Source organism: Sulfitobacter sp., from assembly GCF_036961165.1.
Lineage (GTDB): Bacteria > Pseudomonadota > Alphaproteobacteria > Rhodobacterales > Rhodobacteraceae > Sulfitobacter.
This window is the reverse complement of record NZ_JBALVJ010000009.1, coordinates 33,869-49,368: the sequence shown is the minus strand read 5'-3', so window position 1 is coordinate 49,368 and position 15,500 is coordinate 33,869. Positions and strand designations below refer to the sequence as shown.

Annotated in this window: 12 protein-coding genes; 7 read left to right on the top strand and 5 right to left on the bottom strand. The window is 58.2% G+C overall.

The window, feature by feature from the left end; genetic code table 11:
- Nucleotides 1-95: 95 nt before the first annotated feature.
- Together V7730_RS06780 and V7730_RS06775 are read left to right on the top strand one after the other, a co-directional pair.
- Entirely contained in the window at nt 96-695 is a 600-nt protein-coding gene (locus V7730_RS06780) for a superoxide dismutase (RefSeq protein ID WP_335746837.1), read from the top strand.
- A gap of 146 nt (nt 696-841) precedes the next feature.
- Nucleotides 842-1,297 carry a host attachment family protein gene (locus tag V7730_RS06775; RefSeq protein WP_335746836.1) on the top strand — a complete coding sequence of 152 codons (456 nt, stop codon included), beginning with the start codon at nt 842-844 and terminating at the stop codon, nt 1,295-1,297.
- Nucleotides 1,298-1,327: 30 nt separating this feature from the next.
- Here V7730_RS06775 and V7730_RS06770 read toward each other — a convergent pair whose 3' ends face one another.
- A complete protein-coding gene (locus tag V7730_RS06770; RefSeq protein WP_335746835.1) occupies nt 1,328-1,885 on the bottom strand; it encodes a TIGR00730 family Rossman fold protein in 558 nt (185 codons plus the stop codon).
- A 127-nt stretch (nt 1,886-2,012) separates the two neighbouring features.
- Here V7730_RS06770 and V7730_RS06765 point away from each other — a divergent pair, with 127 nt between their 5' ends.
- Nucleotides 2,013-3,116: a LysM peptidoglycan-binding domain-containing protein gene (locus V7730_RS06765; protein WP_335746834.1), complete on the top strand. Its 1,104-nt coding sequence runs from the start codon at nt 2,013-2,015 to the stop codon at nt 3,114-3,116.
- Nucleotides 3,117-3,238: 122 nt separating this feature from the next.
- A complete protein-coding gene (locus tag V7730_RS06760) occupies nt 3,239-5,035 on the top strand; it encodes an ABCB family ABC transporter ATP-binding protein/permease (protein WP_335746879.1) in 1,797 nt (598 codons plus the stop codon).
- Between the two features lie 111 nt (nt 5,036-5,146).
- On the opposite strand, the gene V7730_RS06755 is transcribed toward V7730_RS06760, so the two are convergent.
- The 3 genes from V7730_RS06755 to V7730_RS06745 form a co-directional block, all read right to left on the bottom strand.
- The gene (locus tag V7730_RS06755) at nt 5,147-5,605 is read right to left on the bottom strand and encodes a DUF302 domain-containing protein (protein WP_335746833.1); all 459 of its coding nucleotides are present in this window, start codon (nt 5,603-5,605) and stop codon (nt 5,147-5,149) included.
- A gap of 98 nt (nt 5,606-5,703) precedes the next feature.
- Nucleotides 5,704-9,543 carry an efflux RND transporter permease subunit gene (locus V7730_RS06750; RefSeq protein WP_335746832.1) on the bottom strand — a complete coding sequence of 1,280 codons (3,840 nt, stop codon included), beginning with the start codon at nt 9,541-9,543 and terminating at the stop codon, nt 5,704-5,706.
- Entirely contained in the window at nt 9,540-10,775 is a 1,236-nt protein-coding gene (locus tag V7730_RS06745) for an efflux RND transporter periplasmic adaptor subunit (RefSeq protein WP_335746831.1), read from the bottom strand. The genes V7730_RS06750 and V7730_RS06745 overlap by 4 nt, the downstream gene beginning before the upstream one ends.
- Nucleotides 10,776-11,030: 255 nt before the next feature.
- Between V7730_RS06745 and V7730_RS06740 the strand changes: the two genes are divergently transcribed.
- The 3 genes from V7730_RS06740 (at nt 11,031) to der (ending at nt 14,694) form a co-directional block, all read left to right on the top strand.
- Nucleotides 11,031-11,714: a hypothetical protein gene (locus tag V7730_RS06740; RefSeq protein ID WP_335746830.1), complete on the top strand. Its 684-nt coding sequence runs from the start codon at nt 11,031-11,033 to the stop codon at nt 11,712-11,714.
- A gap of 66 nt (nt 11,715-11,780) precedes the next feature.
- Nucleotides 11,781-13,154, top strand: coding sequence for a PQQ-like beta-propeller repeat protein (locus V7730_RS06735; RefSeq protein ID WP_335746829.1), 1,374 nt, complete (start codon nt 11,781-11,783; stop codon nt 13,152-13,154).
- Between the two features lie 79 nt (nt 13,155-13,233).
- Nucleotides 13,234-14,694 (top strand): ribosome biogenesis GTPase Der, encoded by a 1,461-nt coding sequence (gene der, locus V7730_RS06730; protein ID WP_335746828.1) that lies wholly within the window; start codon nt 13,234-13,236, stop codon nt 14,692-14,694.
- Nucleotides 14,695-14,732: 38 nt separating this feature from the next.
- On the opposite strand, the gene V7730_RS06725 is transcribed toward der, so the two are convergent.
- On the bottom strand, nt 14,733-15,440 hold the full coding sequence (locus V7730_RS06725; protein ID WP_335746827.1) for a hypothetical protein: 708 nt from the start codon (nt 15,438-15,440) through the stop codon (nt 14,733-14,735).
- Between the last annotated feature and the right edge of the window lie 60 nt (nt 15,441-15,500).

Below are 15,500 nucleotides of genomic sequence, written 5' to 3'. Positions count from 1 at the left end.
AAGTGAGAAACCCAGTTCTTTCACGAGTTGACCTTGACGAAGGTCGGGTGCGCCCTTCATTTAGGGGGCAGAGAATGACCTTAATGGAGGCCCCAATGGCTTTTGAACTTCCCGATCTTCCCTATGCCCACGACGCTCTCGCATCCAAAGGCATGAGCGCCGAGACGCTGGAATTCCACCATGACAAGCACCACAACGCATATGTTGTGAATGGCAACAAAGCGATTGAAGGCACTGAATGGGCTGGCAAATCTCTCGAAGAGATCATCAAAGGCACCTACGATGCCAATGCTGTTGCCCAGAACGGCATCTTCAACAACATCTCCCAACTGTGGAACCACAACCAGTTCTGGGAAATGATGGGGCCTGGCTCCTCCGCGATGCCCGGCGAGCTTGAAAAAGCGCTGGTCGAAAGCTTTGGCTCTGTCGATAAATTCAAAGATGAGTTCAAAGCAGCAGGCGCGGGCCAGTTTGGTTCGGGTTGGGCATGGCTTGTCAAAGAAAGTGATGGTGCCCTGAAGGTCACCAAAACAGAGAACGGCGTGAACCCTGTTTGCTTTGGCCAAACCACCTTGCTGGGCTGCGATGTATGGGAGCACTCATATTACATCGACTTCCGCAATGCGCGTCCTGACTACCTGTCGAACTTCCTCGACAAACTGGTGAACTGGGAAAACGTTTCCTCGCGCATGTAACTCGGTCTTGGCCCATTTTAGATCGGGCTAAGCGCCACCAAAGAATTAAAGTCCCGTATGCCTCGCGCTGCGGGGCTTTTGCTTTGGAACTTCGGACTAGGCGGCTGCGTTCTACTCATGACGCAGCAAAAAAAAGGAGATCCACAATGACAGCCCTGACCAAAGGCACATGGGTGCTGGTGACCGATAGCGAGAAAGCACTATTCTTGCGCAATGGGACGGATCACGAAGATCCCTTTCTTACCGTTGTCAGAAAAGAAACGCAGGACAACCCTCCGGCGAGAGAGCAGGCGGCGAACAGATCGGGACGGTTCAACGACGGCCCTTCGATGAATCGCTCCGCTGTACAGGACACAGACTGGCATGAGCTGGCCAAAGAGCGCTTTGCCGCTGATCTGGCGGACATCCTCTATAAGAAGGCCCACAAGGGCGAATTTGATCGTCTGGTGATTGTAGCCGACCCGGGCACGCTGGGCGGCCTGCGCGATGAGCTGCACATGGAGGTCAGCGATAAGGTGGTGGCAGAGATTCCCAAGACGCTGACCAACCATCCGCTCGTCGAGATCGAGAAAATCGTTAAATCAGCGCTTGAGGATGCCTGATTGAGCTGATCAAAGGACAGCGCTTTGGTGTTATCGGGCTTCGATATGTTGAGCAAACGCATCAAGGGCCGCTGCGCTGTCCGGCACCCATGTGAGAAAGTCCAACAAGCTTTCATCAGCGAAGCCATTACCAGTGACGTGGTTCATCAGATGCTTTAACGGGTCCCAGTAGCCATTTGTATTCACGATATAAATTGGTTTATCGTGCAGGCCCAATTGCCGCCACGTCAGCACCTCGAACAGCTCGTCAAGTGAACCCGCGCCTCCGGGCAAAACAACCAGAGCGTCCGAGTTCATGAACATGACTTTCTTACGCTCGTGCATCGTCTCGGTGACGATGTAGCGGGTGAGATCGGTCTTGCCCACTTCCCAAGCGACAAGATGCGCGGGGATCACACCAAAGGTATCTGCACCCGCAGCTTGTGCGGCTCGTGCCACAGTTCCCATCAACCCGACATCACCTGCGCCGTACACCAAACGCCAGCCTTTGGCGGCGATGCCTTTGCCCATGGCTTCGGCGTCTGCAGTGTAGGCGGGGTCGGCTCCGGGGCGCGACCCACAGAAGACACAAATTGATTTTACGGGCATTAGGTGCTCCTGCATCACGTTTTCGGGAATAATAAGCCTAGCGGTACTGTGCTTTTGACCCGTGATAGCGCGTTCGTTACAAAGGCTCAACGCGTGGATGACGCGATACGGACAGGGATGCTTTTGAATGAGCAAAATTTGGGCAAGCCTCGGCGGCAATACAGGTGCGGTGATCGCGGGTGGCGGCATGGCAGTGGCGCTTGCTGTTGGAGCCTACATCGGGTTTGGCTTTGATAGCGATGCACCAGTTGTGCAAGTCCCGTCAGCGCCGCAACCGGCAGCAACCACAGATGAAGTCGCTCCAACGCAGGATGCGGCCAGCACCCAAGCCCCAAGCTTCGACGAAGTTCGCAGAGAACCTGACGGCACAACCGTCATCGCCGGCCGGGCAGAACCGATGAGCGATGTGAAGATCCTGTTAGACGGGGCCGAAGTTGCGACAGCGCAGGCCGACAGCACCGGTGGATTTGCCGCAATTGCCGTTCTCCCGCCGAAGCAATCGGCACAGGTAGTCAGCCTTTCTGCGCAGAATGATGATGCGGTTACGGCGTCAGTTGAGGAAATCATTCTGGCACCATCAGTTGCGGTGACTGTTAATGAAGTCGCGCCCGAAGGCGAACCCGTCGAACAGTTTGCGGCTGCGGACGAACCTACCGAGGCTGAAGCGGTGACTATGGCGCCGGAACAAACTGACCCTGCTGCTGTGACCGTGCTGAAATCCGATGCAGAAGGGGTTAGCCTTCTGTCTTCGGATACACCGCAGGCAATGACTTCTATTGCCCTTGATACCATCGGGTATTCCGAAGCAGGTGATGTGCAGCTAACGGGGCGCGCGCAGCCGAACACTGCAAAGGTGCGCGTTTATCTCGATAATCGTTCGGTGATCAGTCTTCCGGTGGATGCGCAGGGCCGCTGGCGCGGGGATTTGCCGGATGTGGATGAAGGCGTCTACACGCTGCGGGTAGACGAAGTGAGCACACAGGGCGCGGTCAGTAGCCGTGTGGAGACACCGTTCAAACGTGAGTCTGCCGAAACACTGGCGCAAGCGGCAGCAACCGCTGATGGCCCGGTCAAATCGGTCACCGTGCAGGCCGGTGCCACCCTTTGGGCAATTGCGCGTGACCGCTACGGCGACGGCACGCTGTATGTACGGGTGTTTGAGGCCAACGCTGGTAGCATCCGCAACCCTGATCTAATTTATCCCGGACAGATCTTTGATCTACCAAACTGAGGTGGTCCTTGCCTGTGAACAGTCCTATGTAGTGGGGCGACTGCATAGGAATACCCATGACCGCTGACAGAACCGACCCCGCCCAGAAAACATCTGAACAGACAGCTTCGCGCAAGCCTGCCATGACCGAAGAAGAGATCGCGGCCGAGCAGGAGCGGCAATCCTCCATGCGCGTGCTACGGAATGTGGCACCCTATCTGTGGCCCAAGGACATGGCATGGGTACGCAAGCGCGTGGTTTGGGCGATGATTGCGCTTGTGGTATCCAAAATAATCACGGTTGCCACGCCGTTCTTCTACCGCGATGCGGTGGACGCAATGGCAGGAGAGGGCGCGCCGATGTTTGCGCTGGGGGCGATCAGCCTGACCGTCGCTTACGGCATGGCACGACTGATGGGCGTAGGCTTCCAACAGCTGCGCGATGCGATTTTCGCGCCTGTGGCGCAGCGCGCGCTGCGCATGCTGGCGCTTGAGACGTTCAACCACATTCACCGCTTGTCCATGCGCTATCACATCACCCGCAAGACGGGCGGTCTGAGCCGGATCATCGAACGTGGTGTGAAGGGCGTGGAGTTCCTTTTGCGGTTCTTGTTGTTCAGTATCGGGCCGCTGATCCTTGAACTGATGATGGTCGGGATCATTCTGATGATCCTGTTTGACATCACCTATCTGCTGGTCGTTGCCGTGACGATTGCGCTGTATGTCTGGTTCACTTTTGCTGTGACCGAATGGCGGGTGAAGCTGCGTCGCCAGATGAACGATCAGGATACTGACGCCAACCAAAAGGCCATCGACAGTCTGCTCAACTATGAAACTGTAAAATACTTCGGCGCGGAAGCCCGCGAAGCTGGTCGCTATGATGTGGCCATGGCGGGCTACGAGCAGGCCGCGATCAAGACCAACTATTCGCTGGCCTTCCTGAACTTCGGCCAGTCGCTGATTATCACCGTGGGACTGGTGGCCGTGATGGTGATGGCGGCTGTGGGCGTCCAGAATGGGTCGCTGACGGTCGGTGATTTCGTGATGGTGAACGCCTACATGATCCAGATCACGGTGCCGCTGAACTTCCTTGGTACGGTCTACCGCGAAATCCGTCAGGCCCTGGTAGACATGGGGCAAATGTTTGACCTGCTGGAGCAGCCTTCCGAAATCAACGACAAGCCCGACGCGTCCGATCTGGTAGTTACAGGCGGCGAAGTGCGGCTGGAGAATGTCCACTTTGGCTATGGCCCCGACCGCAAGATCCTCAAGGGGGTCAGCATCGTGGCCAAGCCGGGCGAGATGGTGGCGATTGTCGGGTCAACCGGATCGGGCAAGTCGACCATCGGACGTTTGCTGTTCCGCTTTTATGATGTGCAAGAGGGCAGCCTGATGATTGACGGGCAGGATGTGCGCGATGTGACGCAAAACTCACTGCACCGACAGATTGGCGTGGTGCCGCAAGACACGGTGCTGTTCAACGACACGATCGGGTATAACATCGCTTACGGCCGTGACGGGGCCACACAGGCGGAAGTCGAAGCCGCAGCCAAAGCGGCCCAAATCCATGATTTCATTGCGGCACTGCCAGAGGGCTATGAGACGTCGGTGGGTGAGCGCGGCCTGAAGCTATCTGGTGGAGAGAAGCAACGCGTGGGTATTGCACGTACATTGCTCAAAAACCCGCCGATCCTGCTGTTGGATGAAGCGACCAGCGCGCTGGACAGCGAGACAGAGCATGAAATTCAGGACGCTCTACGGCAGGCGGGCAAGGGGCGGACGGTTTTGACCATTGCGCATCGGCTCAGCACCATCGCCGAAGCTGACAGCATCATTGTGCTTGAGAAGGGCGAAGTGGTCGAGCGTGGCACCCATGAGGCGCTGCTGGCGCAGAACGGGCGCTATGCCCAGCTGTGGCATCGCCAGCAATCCGAAGAATAGTCGCCCAGCCGTGATCTCATTGGCACCCCCTGCGGGGGTGGCAACATGTTTTCCCGCGCTCCCGTTAGAAATGAGAGTGCGCAGGATGTCGACTTGGCGCTCGTTGCAGCGTTACTCTGTCGCGACTGCTTTGGCTGTCAGCTTGTCCAGCGCACCTGTCATTGTCGCGATATAGGGCGCATCTACGGGCAGGCCGTGGTCCGACGCAAGGCTGGCGGGGTCATGGTAGCTTACTTGCACCACACCTTCGGCGTCTGCATAGGCAAGAACCCGAAGGGGCAGGTCAAGCCCGGCGGTTTGCGCATCAATCATCGCAGGTGTGCCCAATTTGGGATTCCCAAAAATCAACAGCTCGGTGGGCCGCAGATCCATGTCGACTTTGGCGGCTCCGGATGCATGATTAATGCGGGCAAATACGGTGGCACCGGCACCAGTCACTGCCGCTTCCAAGCGGTCCATGGTGACCGCAACAGTATGCGGGCTGGTCTTGGATATCATCTCGGCCGATGCGGGCAGGGCGGCAGCGCCCAGAAGTGTCGCAGCGATGAGGGGTTTGATGTGGCGCAGCATAGGAGACATCCTTTGTGACAGTGGGCAGATGCCTCAAACCATAAGGCCCCCCGCGAAGATCGCGAGGGGCCTTATGGTCACTTAACAGTGAACAGGCGTTACTCTGCCGGTTTGATGCCGTGCACCTGCGGCATCTGGTCAAGTTCATCACCGCTCCAGATAAGCTCTTGCGGGCTTTGGCGGCGGGCGTTGCGCTGCAAGGCCCAGTCGCGTGCGGCGCGGCTTGCGCGGCCCATGGACATCCGCGCGAGTAGGCGTGCCACCCACATCGCATAGGTCGAGGCCCAGACGCGGATCGCCAGCAGCGATGGCGTGACCACAAGCGTCAGCACAGTCGCGACCCCAAGGCCAAACACCACAGCCGTCGCCAACTGCTTCCACCACAGGGCAGTGGGGCTGTCGATCGTATAGCCGCCGTTGGCGAAATCGAGGCTGAGACCAAACATCATCGGCGCAAGGCCTGCCATCGTCGTGATGGTGGTCAGTAGCACAGGGCGGATACGCGCTTGCGCCGTACGAATGATCGCTTCGATCCGCGGCATGTACTGGCTGAACTCCTGATAGGTGTCGATCAGGATAATGTTGTTGTTCACCACAATCCCCGCCAAGGCGACAATCCCAGTGCCCGTCATGATGATCGAGAAGGTCTGATCCATCACCAGCATCCCGATCAGGACACCCGTGGTGGACAGGATCACCGCCACCAACACCAGAACAGAGTTGTAGAAGGAATTGAATTGCGCCAGCAGGATGATGAACATCAGCCCCAATGCCGCCGTGAAGGCCGAGCTTAGAAAGGCCTGACTTTCGGCCTGATCTTCCTGATCACCGGTCCATTCATAGGTGATGCCGTCGGGCAGATCCGCGGTTTCAACCCATTTGGAAATCTCGGCAATACGCTCGTTCGCGTTGACGGGCACAAGCCGCAATTTGAGCGCTTGGTAGTCCTCTTTTAGGTCAATGCCATCGGCGGCAGCGGTGAGATCGGTAATCTTGAACCGCGTACCGGCGATGTCGGTAAAGTCGGCATCCCGTCCTGCAGGGCGCAGAGTGGCGAGCGTTGGCATTGCGGTGGCATCCTGACCTGCTTGTGCCACTTTAACGATCTTCATAAGCCCCGGTGTCACGTCCGCTTTGACTTCCATATAGCGTTTTTGGTCAATCCGGCTGATCTCGGCCAATTTGGGCACCGCTGTTCGGGTGACAAAGTTTGACAGTGGCACAAGACCGTCCTTTGTGCGTACTTTAAGCGTATCAAGGGTAGAGAGCAGGCGGTCCTCCTCGGGTAAGCGCACGCGGATCTCAATCTCTTCATCCGAAGTGTCCACCCGCATGGTGTCCAATAACAACCCGCGCGTGACAAGCTGCACCATCGCCCCCACGCTAAGAACATCCGCGCCGTATTGCCCCGCTTTTTCCACATCCACATCGATCTGCCAGTCGATGCCTGGCAGGGGGCGCGTATCTTCGATCAGGATCAGGCCGGGGACAGTGTTGAAGTGGTCGCGCGCCATCGTGGTGGCCGCGACCAGATCGTTGAACCGGTCACCCTGAAATCGCAGATGCACAGGCTTGCCGGAGGCGGGCCCTCGGTCCAGCGAAAGGACCTCGATCTGGATGCCGGGGATGTTCGATAGCTGTTCGGTCAGTTCTGCGATGACAATGTCACCGTCAAGCTCGGGGCGAAGGGCGCGTTCTTCCCACGGGATCGTCTCAAATTGCACCTGACCAATCAAATCCTTGGGTGCCTGCGAACCGCCAGTGTTGCTGTCCAGACCACCCTCACCAGCGAAAGAGAAGGCGGTGGCGATGCCGGGGTGATTGATCACGACCTGCTCTGCCTGGCGCAGAAGATCGTCCTTTTCGTTCAGCGACAGGTTGCCGCGTGCCAGCACATAGACAATGGCCTGCTCCGGCTCTGATTCCACAAAGAACTCAACGCCTTTGGAGTTGTTGGAGAAGAAGATCAGCGTTGTGCCAACGAACACAAAGACCACGCCGCACATCACCAGTGGCATCACGGGGTTGCCGGTGATCAGCTCAATCGCGCGCCCGAATGGGGAGCGTTTGTAGCCGGCGAAGATGCGGTCAGGCTCTTTACGAAACAATTTCGAGGTAAGCCAGCGTCCCCATTTGCCAAGCCGCGTCAGTACTGCAAACAGCGTCAGCAGGAACAACATGAACCCACCCAGCGCCACGAGCAGCACCAGAGCGGCAAGTAGCACAAGGCCAAAGACTGTTACGAACGTCGGGATCACAGAGGTGAGCAGGTCCAGCCCGTCCATCGCACCAAACTGGCCACCCATCCAGCCGAACAGCAGCCCCGGAGCGCCAGCCTTACCGGGTGCCAGCAATGAAAGCGCGGGAAAGATCATCACGAAGGCGGCGGGAAACAGAAGAATGTGCAGATACCATGGCAGGGCGGCGATGCGCTCCATGTTGGTGGCCATCCAGCGTTCCAGCCTGCCAGTAACGCCGCCCAGAACAGGCAGATAAACGAGCGCCACGACCAATGACGCAGAGAGCACGAAAATGAGTGTGACAGGCAGCATGCCCATAAACTCACCCGGCACACCGGGCCAGAACAGCATCGGCAGGAAGGCGCAGAGCGTGGTCGCAGTAGAAGAGATCACTGGCCAGAACATGCGCTTGGCTGATTCTACGTAAGCTTCCATCGGGCCTTTACCCTGTTGCTGGCTCTGGTCGGCGTATTCCACCACCACAATGGCGCTATCCACCAGCATGCCCACGGCCAAAATCAGACCGAACATCACGATGTTGGAAACTGAAATGCCCATAAGCGCCAGAAAGGCAAAGCACAGCAAAAACGAGGTCGGGATTGCGAAACCGACCAGCAAGGCGGCACGGATACCAAGCGCTGCAAGCACAACGATCATCACCAGCGCAATTGCAGTGAAAACCGATCCAAGCAGCTGGTTCACCATGCTGTTGACCACACGGCTCTGGTCGTTTGAGGTGCCAACCTGAACCGCTGCCTTGAGCTCATCCGGCCATTGCGCGCGGCTTTCTGCGACCAGTTCTTTGACCGCGTTGGCGGTGTCGATAAGGTTGTAGCCTTTGCGCTTTACCACTTGCAGGGCCATTGACGGCTCTCCGTTAAAGCGGGCGGTGCCTAGGCGGTCCTCAAACGTCAGATGGATTTGTGCCAGATCACCCAGTGTTACAACGCGGTCGCCATTTGTTTTGACCGGCAAATTGTAGACATCGCGCGGCTCGTCAAAGCTGGACGGGATCTTGACCGAGAACGTGCCGTTCTGGCTTTCGATCTCGCCCGCGGCGATCAGCTGGTTGTTGTTTTGCACCGTCTGGATCAGCTCGGCAGCAGTCACGTCATAGGATTCAAGCTTGAGCGGGTCGATCAGCACTTCGAGCATCTCGTCGCGGTTGCCCGCAATGCCCGCTTCCAGCACGGCCTCAAGCCCCTCTAGATCATCCTGAAGCAGCTTGGCATAACGTGCCATCGTGCGCTCCGGCACGGGGCCGGTCATGTTGACGATGATGATCGGGAATTCGGAAAAGTTGATCTCATTGATGGAATAGGTTTCGGCCCCTTCGGGAAACTGCGCCTCGGCAGTGCCCATCGCATCGCGCACATCCGCAATGATCGAGGTTTTGTCCCAACCGAATTCGAATTCCAGCGCAAGACCCGCATAGTTTTCGGAGGCAGTACCGGTCATCTTCTTGAGCCCGTCAAGATCGCTCAGCTCGGTCTCCATAGGTTTCAGCAGCAGTGTTTCTGAATCCGCTGCCGATATGCCGGGGAAGGGGACAGACACAAAAAGAGCCGGAATTTCGATATCCGGCTCACCTTCTTTGGGCAAGGTGGTGTAGGCGTAAGCGCCGACCACAAGGCTCAGCAGAATGAAGGCAAGGACCATGCGGGCACGCGAGGCAGCCCAATCGACGATTCGGGTCATTGCGTGACCTCCCGGAATGTCGGAACAACTTCGACACCTTCGACCACGTATTCCTGTCCGACCACGATCACATTTGCCTGTGCAGGCAGGCCCGTGACCCAGATACCTTTGGTGGTGTCGCGGATGATCTGTACTTCACGGAAATCCACGATGTTATTGTCATCCACCAACCGCATGCCAAGCGTGCCTTCGTCATTCAGCGTCAGTGCGCTTTGTGGCACCAGATGCGCATTGGCGCCTTGGGACGCGATCAGGATTTCTGCGGTCTGCCCGTCGCGAATTTTCAGCGCGGGGTTCGGCACCTCGATTTCAGTGAGGAAGGTGCGGGTCTGCGGGTCAGCCGAGCGCGAGATGAACGTGACCTTGCCGCGCACTTCGCCGCCGCCCGCTGCCAGACGCGCGCCGGCCATGGCGCCTACTTCCACAAGGTTAACTTGGGTTTCGGGCACAAATCCGACCAGCTTGATCGGATCAAGCTGGATGATTGTGCCGCACAGCGCACCCGGCTGCAAAAGCGATCCAAGCTCGGCTGTGTCGCTTTCCAGCATGCCGTTGAACGGGGCCTTGATCACAAGGCGGTCAAGCTCGGTCTGGGCGCCGGCTACAGCGGCTTGCGCAGCTTCGATCCCTGATTGCGCAGCGCTTAGACCGGATTGGGCCGAACTAACGCCCGCCTGTGCTGTGGCAGCTGCAGCGTCTGAGCTCGCCAGCCGAGTGGTTGAGGCAAAGCCACCTTCATTGAGGCGGGATGATGCGTTTTGATTGATTTGCGCTTCTTCCAGACGGGCTTTCGCTTCTTGCACCCGAGCTTCGGATTCGGGAACGCGCGATTGGGCTTCAGCGAGCTGAGCGCGTGCTTGGTCAAGGTCTGCGCGACGTGTGCCTTCGTCCAAGCGGCACATGATTTGGCCTGTCTCGATCTGCGCGCCCTTGCGCAATGGTTCTGAAATCACGATGGCTGATGTTTGTGCGCGGACATCTACCTGCCGCGCTGCTGCTGTCTGGCCACGCAACACAACAGCACTATCGATGTTTTGCGCGTTCAACCGTTCCACCACAACCTTGACCCGCTTTTCCGCCACTGTTGGCGCTACAACCGGTTCTTCGGTGTCGGTCTGGGCGGTTTCTTCTGTCCCGACCCCGAAAAGGGCCAGCAGCGTAGGCCGTTCAAGAATCGCCATATACAGTAACGCTGCCAACGCGATGGCAGCCAGGATGGGAAAGATACGCATGTGAAGCCTCTTTAGATGTCTGCGCAAAGGGGCCTGATTGCCGGATGCAAAAAACCAAAACGCCGCATTTTGCCCGTATGTAATGCATCAGAAGTGAACAGCATAGTTCAGAATATAAGATTCGACACGATTTCTGCCGTTATCCGCACTGCACGGGCCATTGCGCTGATTAGCTGTGCAACAGGCTTGGGACTTGGCTTGCACTTGCGCGTTCGTTAAGAGAGGCAAAACAGGATAGGCAGGGGCCATAGCCGGATGAGTAATAGCGACGGATTTATCGAAGAAGTAACCGAAGAGCTGCGCCGCGACCAGATGATGGCCAAGCTTAAGCGCTATGGCTGGATCGGCGTGCTGGCCGTGCTGCTGATTGTGGGCGGTGCCGCGTATTCAGAATACCGTGCGGCTCAGGCGCGCGCGCAGGCAGAAAGCCTTGGCGATGCGGTGCTGGACGCGCTGGAAAGCAATGACGCCGCACAGCGTGTCGCCGCGTTGGGGCAGGTAGAGACACCCGGCCCTAAGGCCGACGCCGTGCTGGCCTTGCTTACCGCGTCCGAACAGGTCGCAGCTGGTGATACCGCTGGCGCTGTCTCAAGCCTTGAGACTGTTTCCCTTAACAGTGAAATCCCACAGGTTTATCGCCAGATTGCACAGTTCAAGGCGTTGACTCTTCAAGCCGAGACGCTGGACGCCGCCACACGCAAGCAGGGCTTTGAAGCGCTGGGAAGTGCTGGTGGCACGTTGCGCTTGTTGGCGCAGGAGCAGCTGGCGCTGATCGCCATTCAGGAAGGCGACACTGCAACCGCGATTACCACCTATCAGGGTATTCTGAGCGATGCAGGGGTTACACCGGACTTGCAACAACGTGCATTGCAGGTGATTGTAGCCTTGGGTGGGGAGCCTGATCTGATTGGTGCCCCGACGGACGACAATAACGGATAAGGATGCCGCCGACTGGTCCCGTGTCATCGGAACCGGAAACGCGCCGCAGACCAGAGTGAGCAGGCAATGACAAACACAGACTTTTCCTTGCAGCGCAGCCGCCGGATGCCGCAACGCGCAGCACTTCTGGCTTTTCTGGGTGCGGCGACATTCCTGACCGCCTGTACCGAGCCGGATGTGATCCTGCCTGGTGAACGCGAAGACATCCGCTCGGTCTTGCAGGATCAAAGCGCATCTCTGGACAGTGCTCCGGCATTCGAGGGGAACCAAACCCGTGCAATCGGTCTACCTGCTGCGCGTGTGAACGCGGAATGGAGCCAGACCGCAGGCAGCCCCGCCGCGCGTGTCACCCATCCTGCACTTGGTAGCTCTTTGACGCTGGCGTGGTCGGCAAATATCGGAACTGGTGACAGCCGCAAATACCGCATCACAGCTGATCCGGTGGTCGCTGGCGGTCGAGTCTTCACGCTGGATGCACATTCTGTCGTTACGGCCATATCGACTTTGGGTGCCACCCTGTGGCAGGCCGATCTGCGGCCCTCCCGCGATCAGGAGGGCGATGCCACAGGCGGCGGTCTCGTCGTGTCTGGTGATACAGTTTACGTGTCCGTCGGCGTTGGCGTTCTGGCCGCGCTGGATGTCAGCAACGGTGCCGTGCGCTGGACCCAACAGCTTGATGCCAGCGGTTCTGGCACGCCATCAGTTGCCGGTGATCTGGTTTATGTGACAGCGGGTGACAATGCCGGCTGGGCGGTCAACCGCAGCGACGGTACCGTCGCGTGGCAGATCGGCGCATCCGAGGACACAAACAACATTCTTGGCGCACCTGCGCCAGCGATTACCGAAGATTTGGCGATTTTTGCCTTTGGCTCAGGCGAAGTGCAGGCGGTCTTCCGCCGTGGTGGCCTGAACCGCTGGGATGCGTCAGTGCTGGGCAAACGTCCGGGCAGGGCGTTGAGCAATATTTCAGACGTAACGGCTGGGCCAGTCATCTCGGGTGACCGTGTGTATCTGGGCAACCAGTCGGGCCGCATTGTCGCCCTTGATACGGCCTCTGGCGCGCGCATCTGGTCTGCTGCCGAAGGCGCCACCGGCCCTGTCTGGCCGATCGCAGGCAGCATTTTTGCCGTGAGCGACCTGAACGAATTGCTGCGTCTAGATGCATCTGACGGTTCACGGATTTGGGGCACGCCGCTGCCGAATTTTACCAAGACCAAACCAAAGCGGCAGGGCACCATCTTTACCCATCACGGTCCCATCGTGGCCGGCGGGCGTGTGATCGTTGCCTCTGGCGACGGCATTCTGCGTAGTTTCGACCCGGTGAATGGCGCTCTTGTCGCCAGCGCAGAGATCCCTGGCGGGGCCACAACTGCCCCCGTTGTGGCTAGTCGTACGTTGTATGTTGTGTCTGCCAATGGCCAATTGCTCGCCTACCGTTAGGGCGCGTTGCCAGAGGGGGCTTTCTTAAGGTGGCGCTTTGCGCTATTGCGCGGGTCTAACGCCGTTTCGGAGCCTCCTAATGTCCTTCACCCTCGCTATCGTGGGCCGTCCCAATGTGGGCAAGTCTACGCTGTTCAACCGTCTAGTCGGCAAACGCCTTGCATTGGTGGATGACCAACCCGGCGTCACGCGCGATTTGCGCGAGGGAGCCGCACGGCTGGCCGATCTGCGCTTTACTGTCATTGATACTGCTGGTCTGGAAGACGTCACTGACGATAGTCTTCAGGGCCGGATGCGTCGCCTGACAGAGCGCGCCGTGGATATGGCTGATGTGTGCCTGTTCATGATTGATGCGCGCACAGGGATCACGCCCACCGATCTGGTGTTCGCCGACATCCTGCGCAAACGCTCGGCCAACGTGATCCTTGCCGCCAACAAAGCCGAGGGTGCCGCCGCTGATGCTGGCGTGATCGAAGCCTACTCGCTGGGGTTGGGTGAGCCGATCCGCCTGTCTGCCGAACACGGCGAAGGCCTGAATGATCTCTACACCCACCTGATGCCGCTTGCGGATGCTTTTGCCGAAAAGGCAAAGGATGACGCGCCCGAAGTTGACGTGGATGTCAGCGACGATGATGAAGACGAGGACGCCGTGCGCGTTCCGACCCGTTCCAAGCCGCTTCAGGTGGCTGTGGTGGGCCGTCCCAACGCCGGTAAGTCCACGCTGATCAACCAGATCGTGAAAGAAGATCGCCTGCTGACCGGACCAGAGGCGGGGATCACCCGCGATGCCATTTCGCTTATGACCGTGTGGGACGATGTGCCAATGCGCATCTTTGACACTGCGGGCATGCGTAAGAAGGCCAAGATTCAGGAAAAGCTGGAGAAACTCAGCGTTAGCGATGGCCTGCGTGCGGTAAAGTTTGCCGAGGTGGTCGTCGTCTTGCTGGACGCGGAAATTCCGTTCGAACAACAGGACTTGCGGATCGCCGATTTAGCCGAACGTGAAGGCCGCGCTGTCGTGATTGCGGTGAATAAGTGGGATGTCGAGGAAGACCGGCAGAACAAACTTAAAGAGCTCAAAGAGAGTTTTGAGCGTCTGCTGCCGCAGTTGCGTGGCGCGCCGCTGATCACAGTTTCAGCCAAGACAGGGCGGGGTATTGACCGCCTGCATCAGGCCATCATGCGCGCCTATGAGATGTGGAACCGCCGTGTGACCACCGCCCAGCTGAACCGCTGGCTTTCGGGCATGATGGAGGCGCACCCGCCCCCCGCACCGCAGGGCAAGCGAATCAAGATGCGCTATATGACACAGGCCAAAACACGTCCGCCGGGTTTTGTGGTCATGTGTAGCCACCCGGACAAAGTGCCGGACAGTTATAGCCGCTATCTGGTTAATGGTTTGCGTATTGATTTTGACATGCCCGGCACGCCAATCCGTTTGTGGATGCGCGGACAGTCTGATGCCAACCCCTACAAAGGGCGCAAAAAAGCAGCACCGTCAAAGCTGCGCAAGCACACTGCCGGCAAGCGGCGGGAATAATTGAACGCCGGAATTTTCGCGAATTCCGGCGTTTTTCATTATCCGTTGCGCCATGCTTTGATTGTGGGCCAGACAAGCGCGGTGGCTCCACCAGCCGCCAATGCTGCGACGGTCGCGTTGCTGCTAAAATTTTGCACCACCACAGCTATCAGAGCCCAGATCACAGCGATACCGTAGCTTGGCGCGCGGCCAAGCTGGCTTTGCACAGCTGAGGCAAGTACCAGTGCCAGAATGATCGCAGCCACCGCGGCTGTCGTGCCGTCCAGATAGCCATAGCCCGCTGCCAGCAGCCCCAGCGACACGCAAGACGCCGCACTTAGCCAGCCAGCGTACAGCCCTAAGGGCAGGGCAGCATACCATCTATCATCAACGGGGCTGCGGAACAGCGCGACCAGCGCCGTGATCAGCATCACCCAGATCAGCACGGATGCCCAGACAGGGCTTGCAACCGCGACGGCCAGCCACACACTGCCCACTGCGAGCGAGGGGATCAGGGCCAGCCGCATCGGATGCCACTGCGCATCCTCCCGACGCTTCCATAGGCCAAACCCCATGCCCACGATCAGCCACAGGTAAATTACACCCCAAATGGCAAAGGCATAGCCTTCGGGCTGAACCGGCGGCTCATCTTGCGGGACAGGGAACTGATCAGGGGAAAAACCGCCGAAATCCTGAACAAATGCGGGGGAGATTGCAAAGAAAACTGCAAAAAGAAACGCTACGATCGCTGCTGCATTACGTGACATGGGGACCTTTCTGGTCAAAGCTACGCTTTGCTAATCGATATATAGCACAAAGGAATTTTG

Coding starts and splice junctions, on each gene's coding strand:
- V7730_RS06780 (WP_335746837.1), top strand. CDS start 96: ATGGCTTTTGAACTTCCCGATCTTCCCTATGCCCACGACGCTCTCGCA.
- V7730_RS06775 (WP_335746836.1), top strand. CDS start 842: ATGACAGCCCTGACCAAAGGCACATGGGTGCTGGTGACCGATAGCGAG.
- V7730_RS06755 (WP_335746833.1), bottom strand. CDS start 5,605: ATGCTGCGCCACATCAAACCCCTCATCGCTGCGACACTTCTGGGCGCT.
- V7730_RS06765 (WP_335746834.1), top strand. CDS start 2,013: ATGAGCAAAATTTGGGCAAGCCTCGGCGGCAATACAGGTGCGGTGATC.
- V7730_RS06750 (WP_335746832.1), bottom strand. CDS start 9,543: ATGACCCGAATCGTCGATTGGGCTGCCTCGCGTGCCCGCATGGTCCTT.
- der (WP_335746828.1), top strand. CDS start 13,234: ATGTCCTTCACCCTCGCTATCGTGGGCCGTCCCAATGTGGGCAAGTCT.
- V7730_RS06760 (WP_335746879.1), top strand. CDS start 3,239: ATGACCGAAGAAGAGATCGCGGCCGAGCAGGAGCGGCAATCCTCCATG.
- V7730_RS06735 (WP_335746829.1), top strand. CDS start 11,781: ATGACAAACACAGACTTTTCCTTGCAGCGCAGCCGCCGGATGCCGCAA.
- V7730_RS06770 (WP_335746835.1), bottom strand. CDS start 1,885: ATGCCCGTAAAATCAATTTGTGTCTTCTGTGGGTCGCGCCCCGGAGCC.
- V7730_RS06740 (WP_335746830.1), top strand. CDS start 11,031: ATGAGTAATAGCGACGGATTTATCGAAGAAGTAACCGAAGAGCTGCGC.
- V7730_RS06745 (WP_335746831.1), bottom strand. CDS start 10,775: ATGCGTATCTTTCCCATCCTGGCTGCCATCGCGTTGGCAGCGTTACTG.
- V7730_RS06725 (WP_335746827.1), bottom strand. CDS start 15,440: ATGTCACGTAATGCAGCAGCGATCGTAGCGTTTCTTTTTGCAGTTTTC.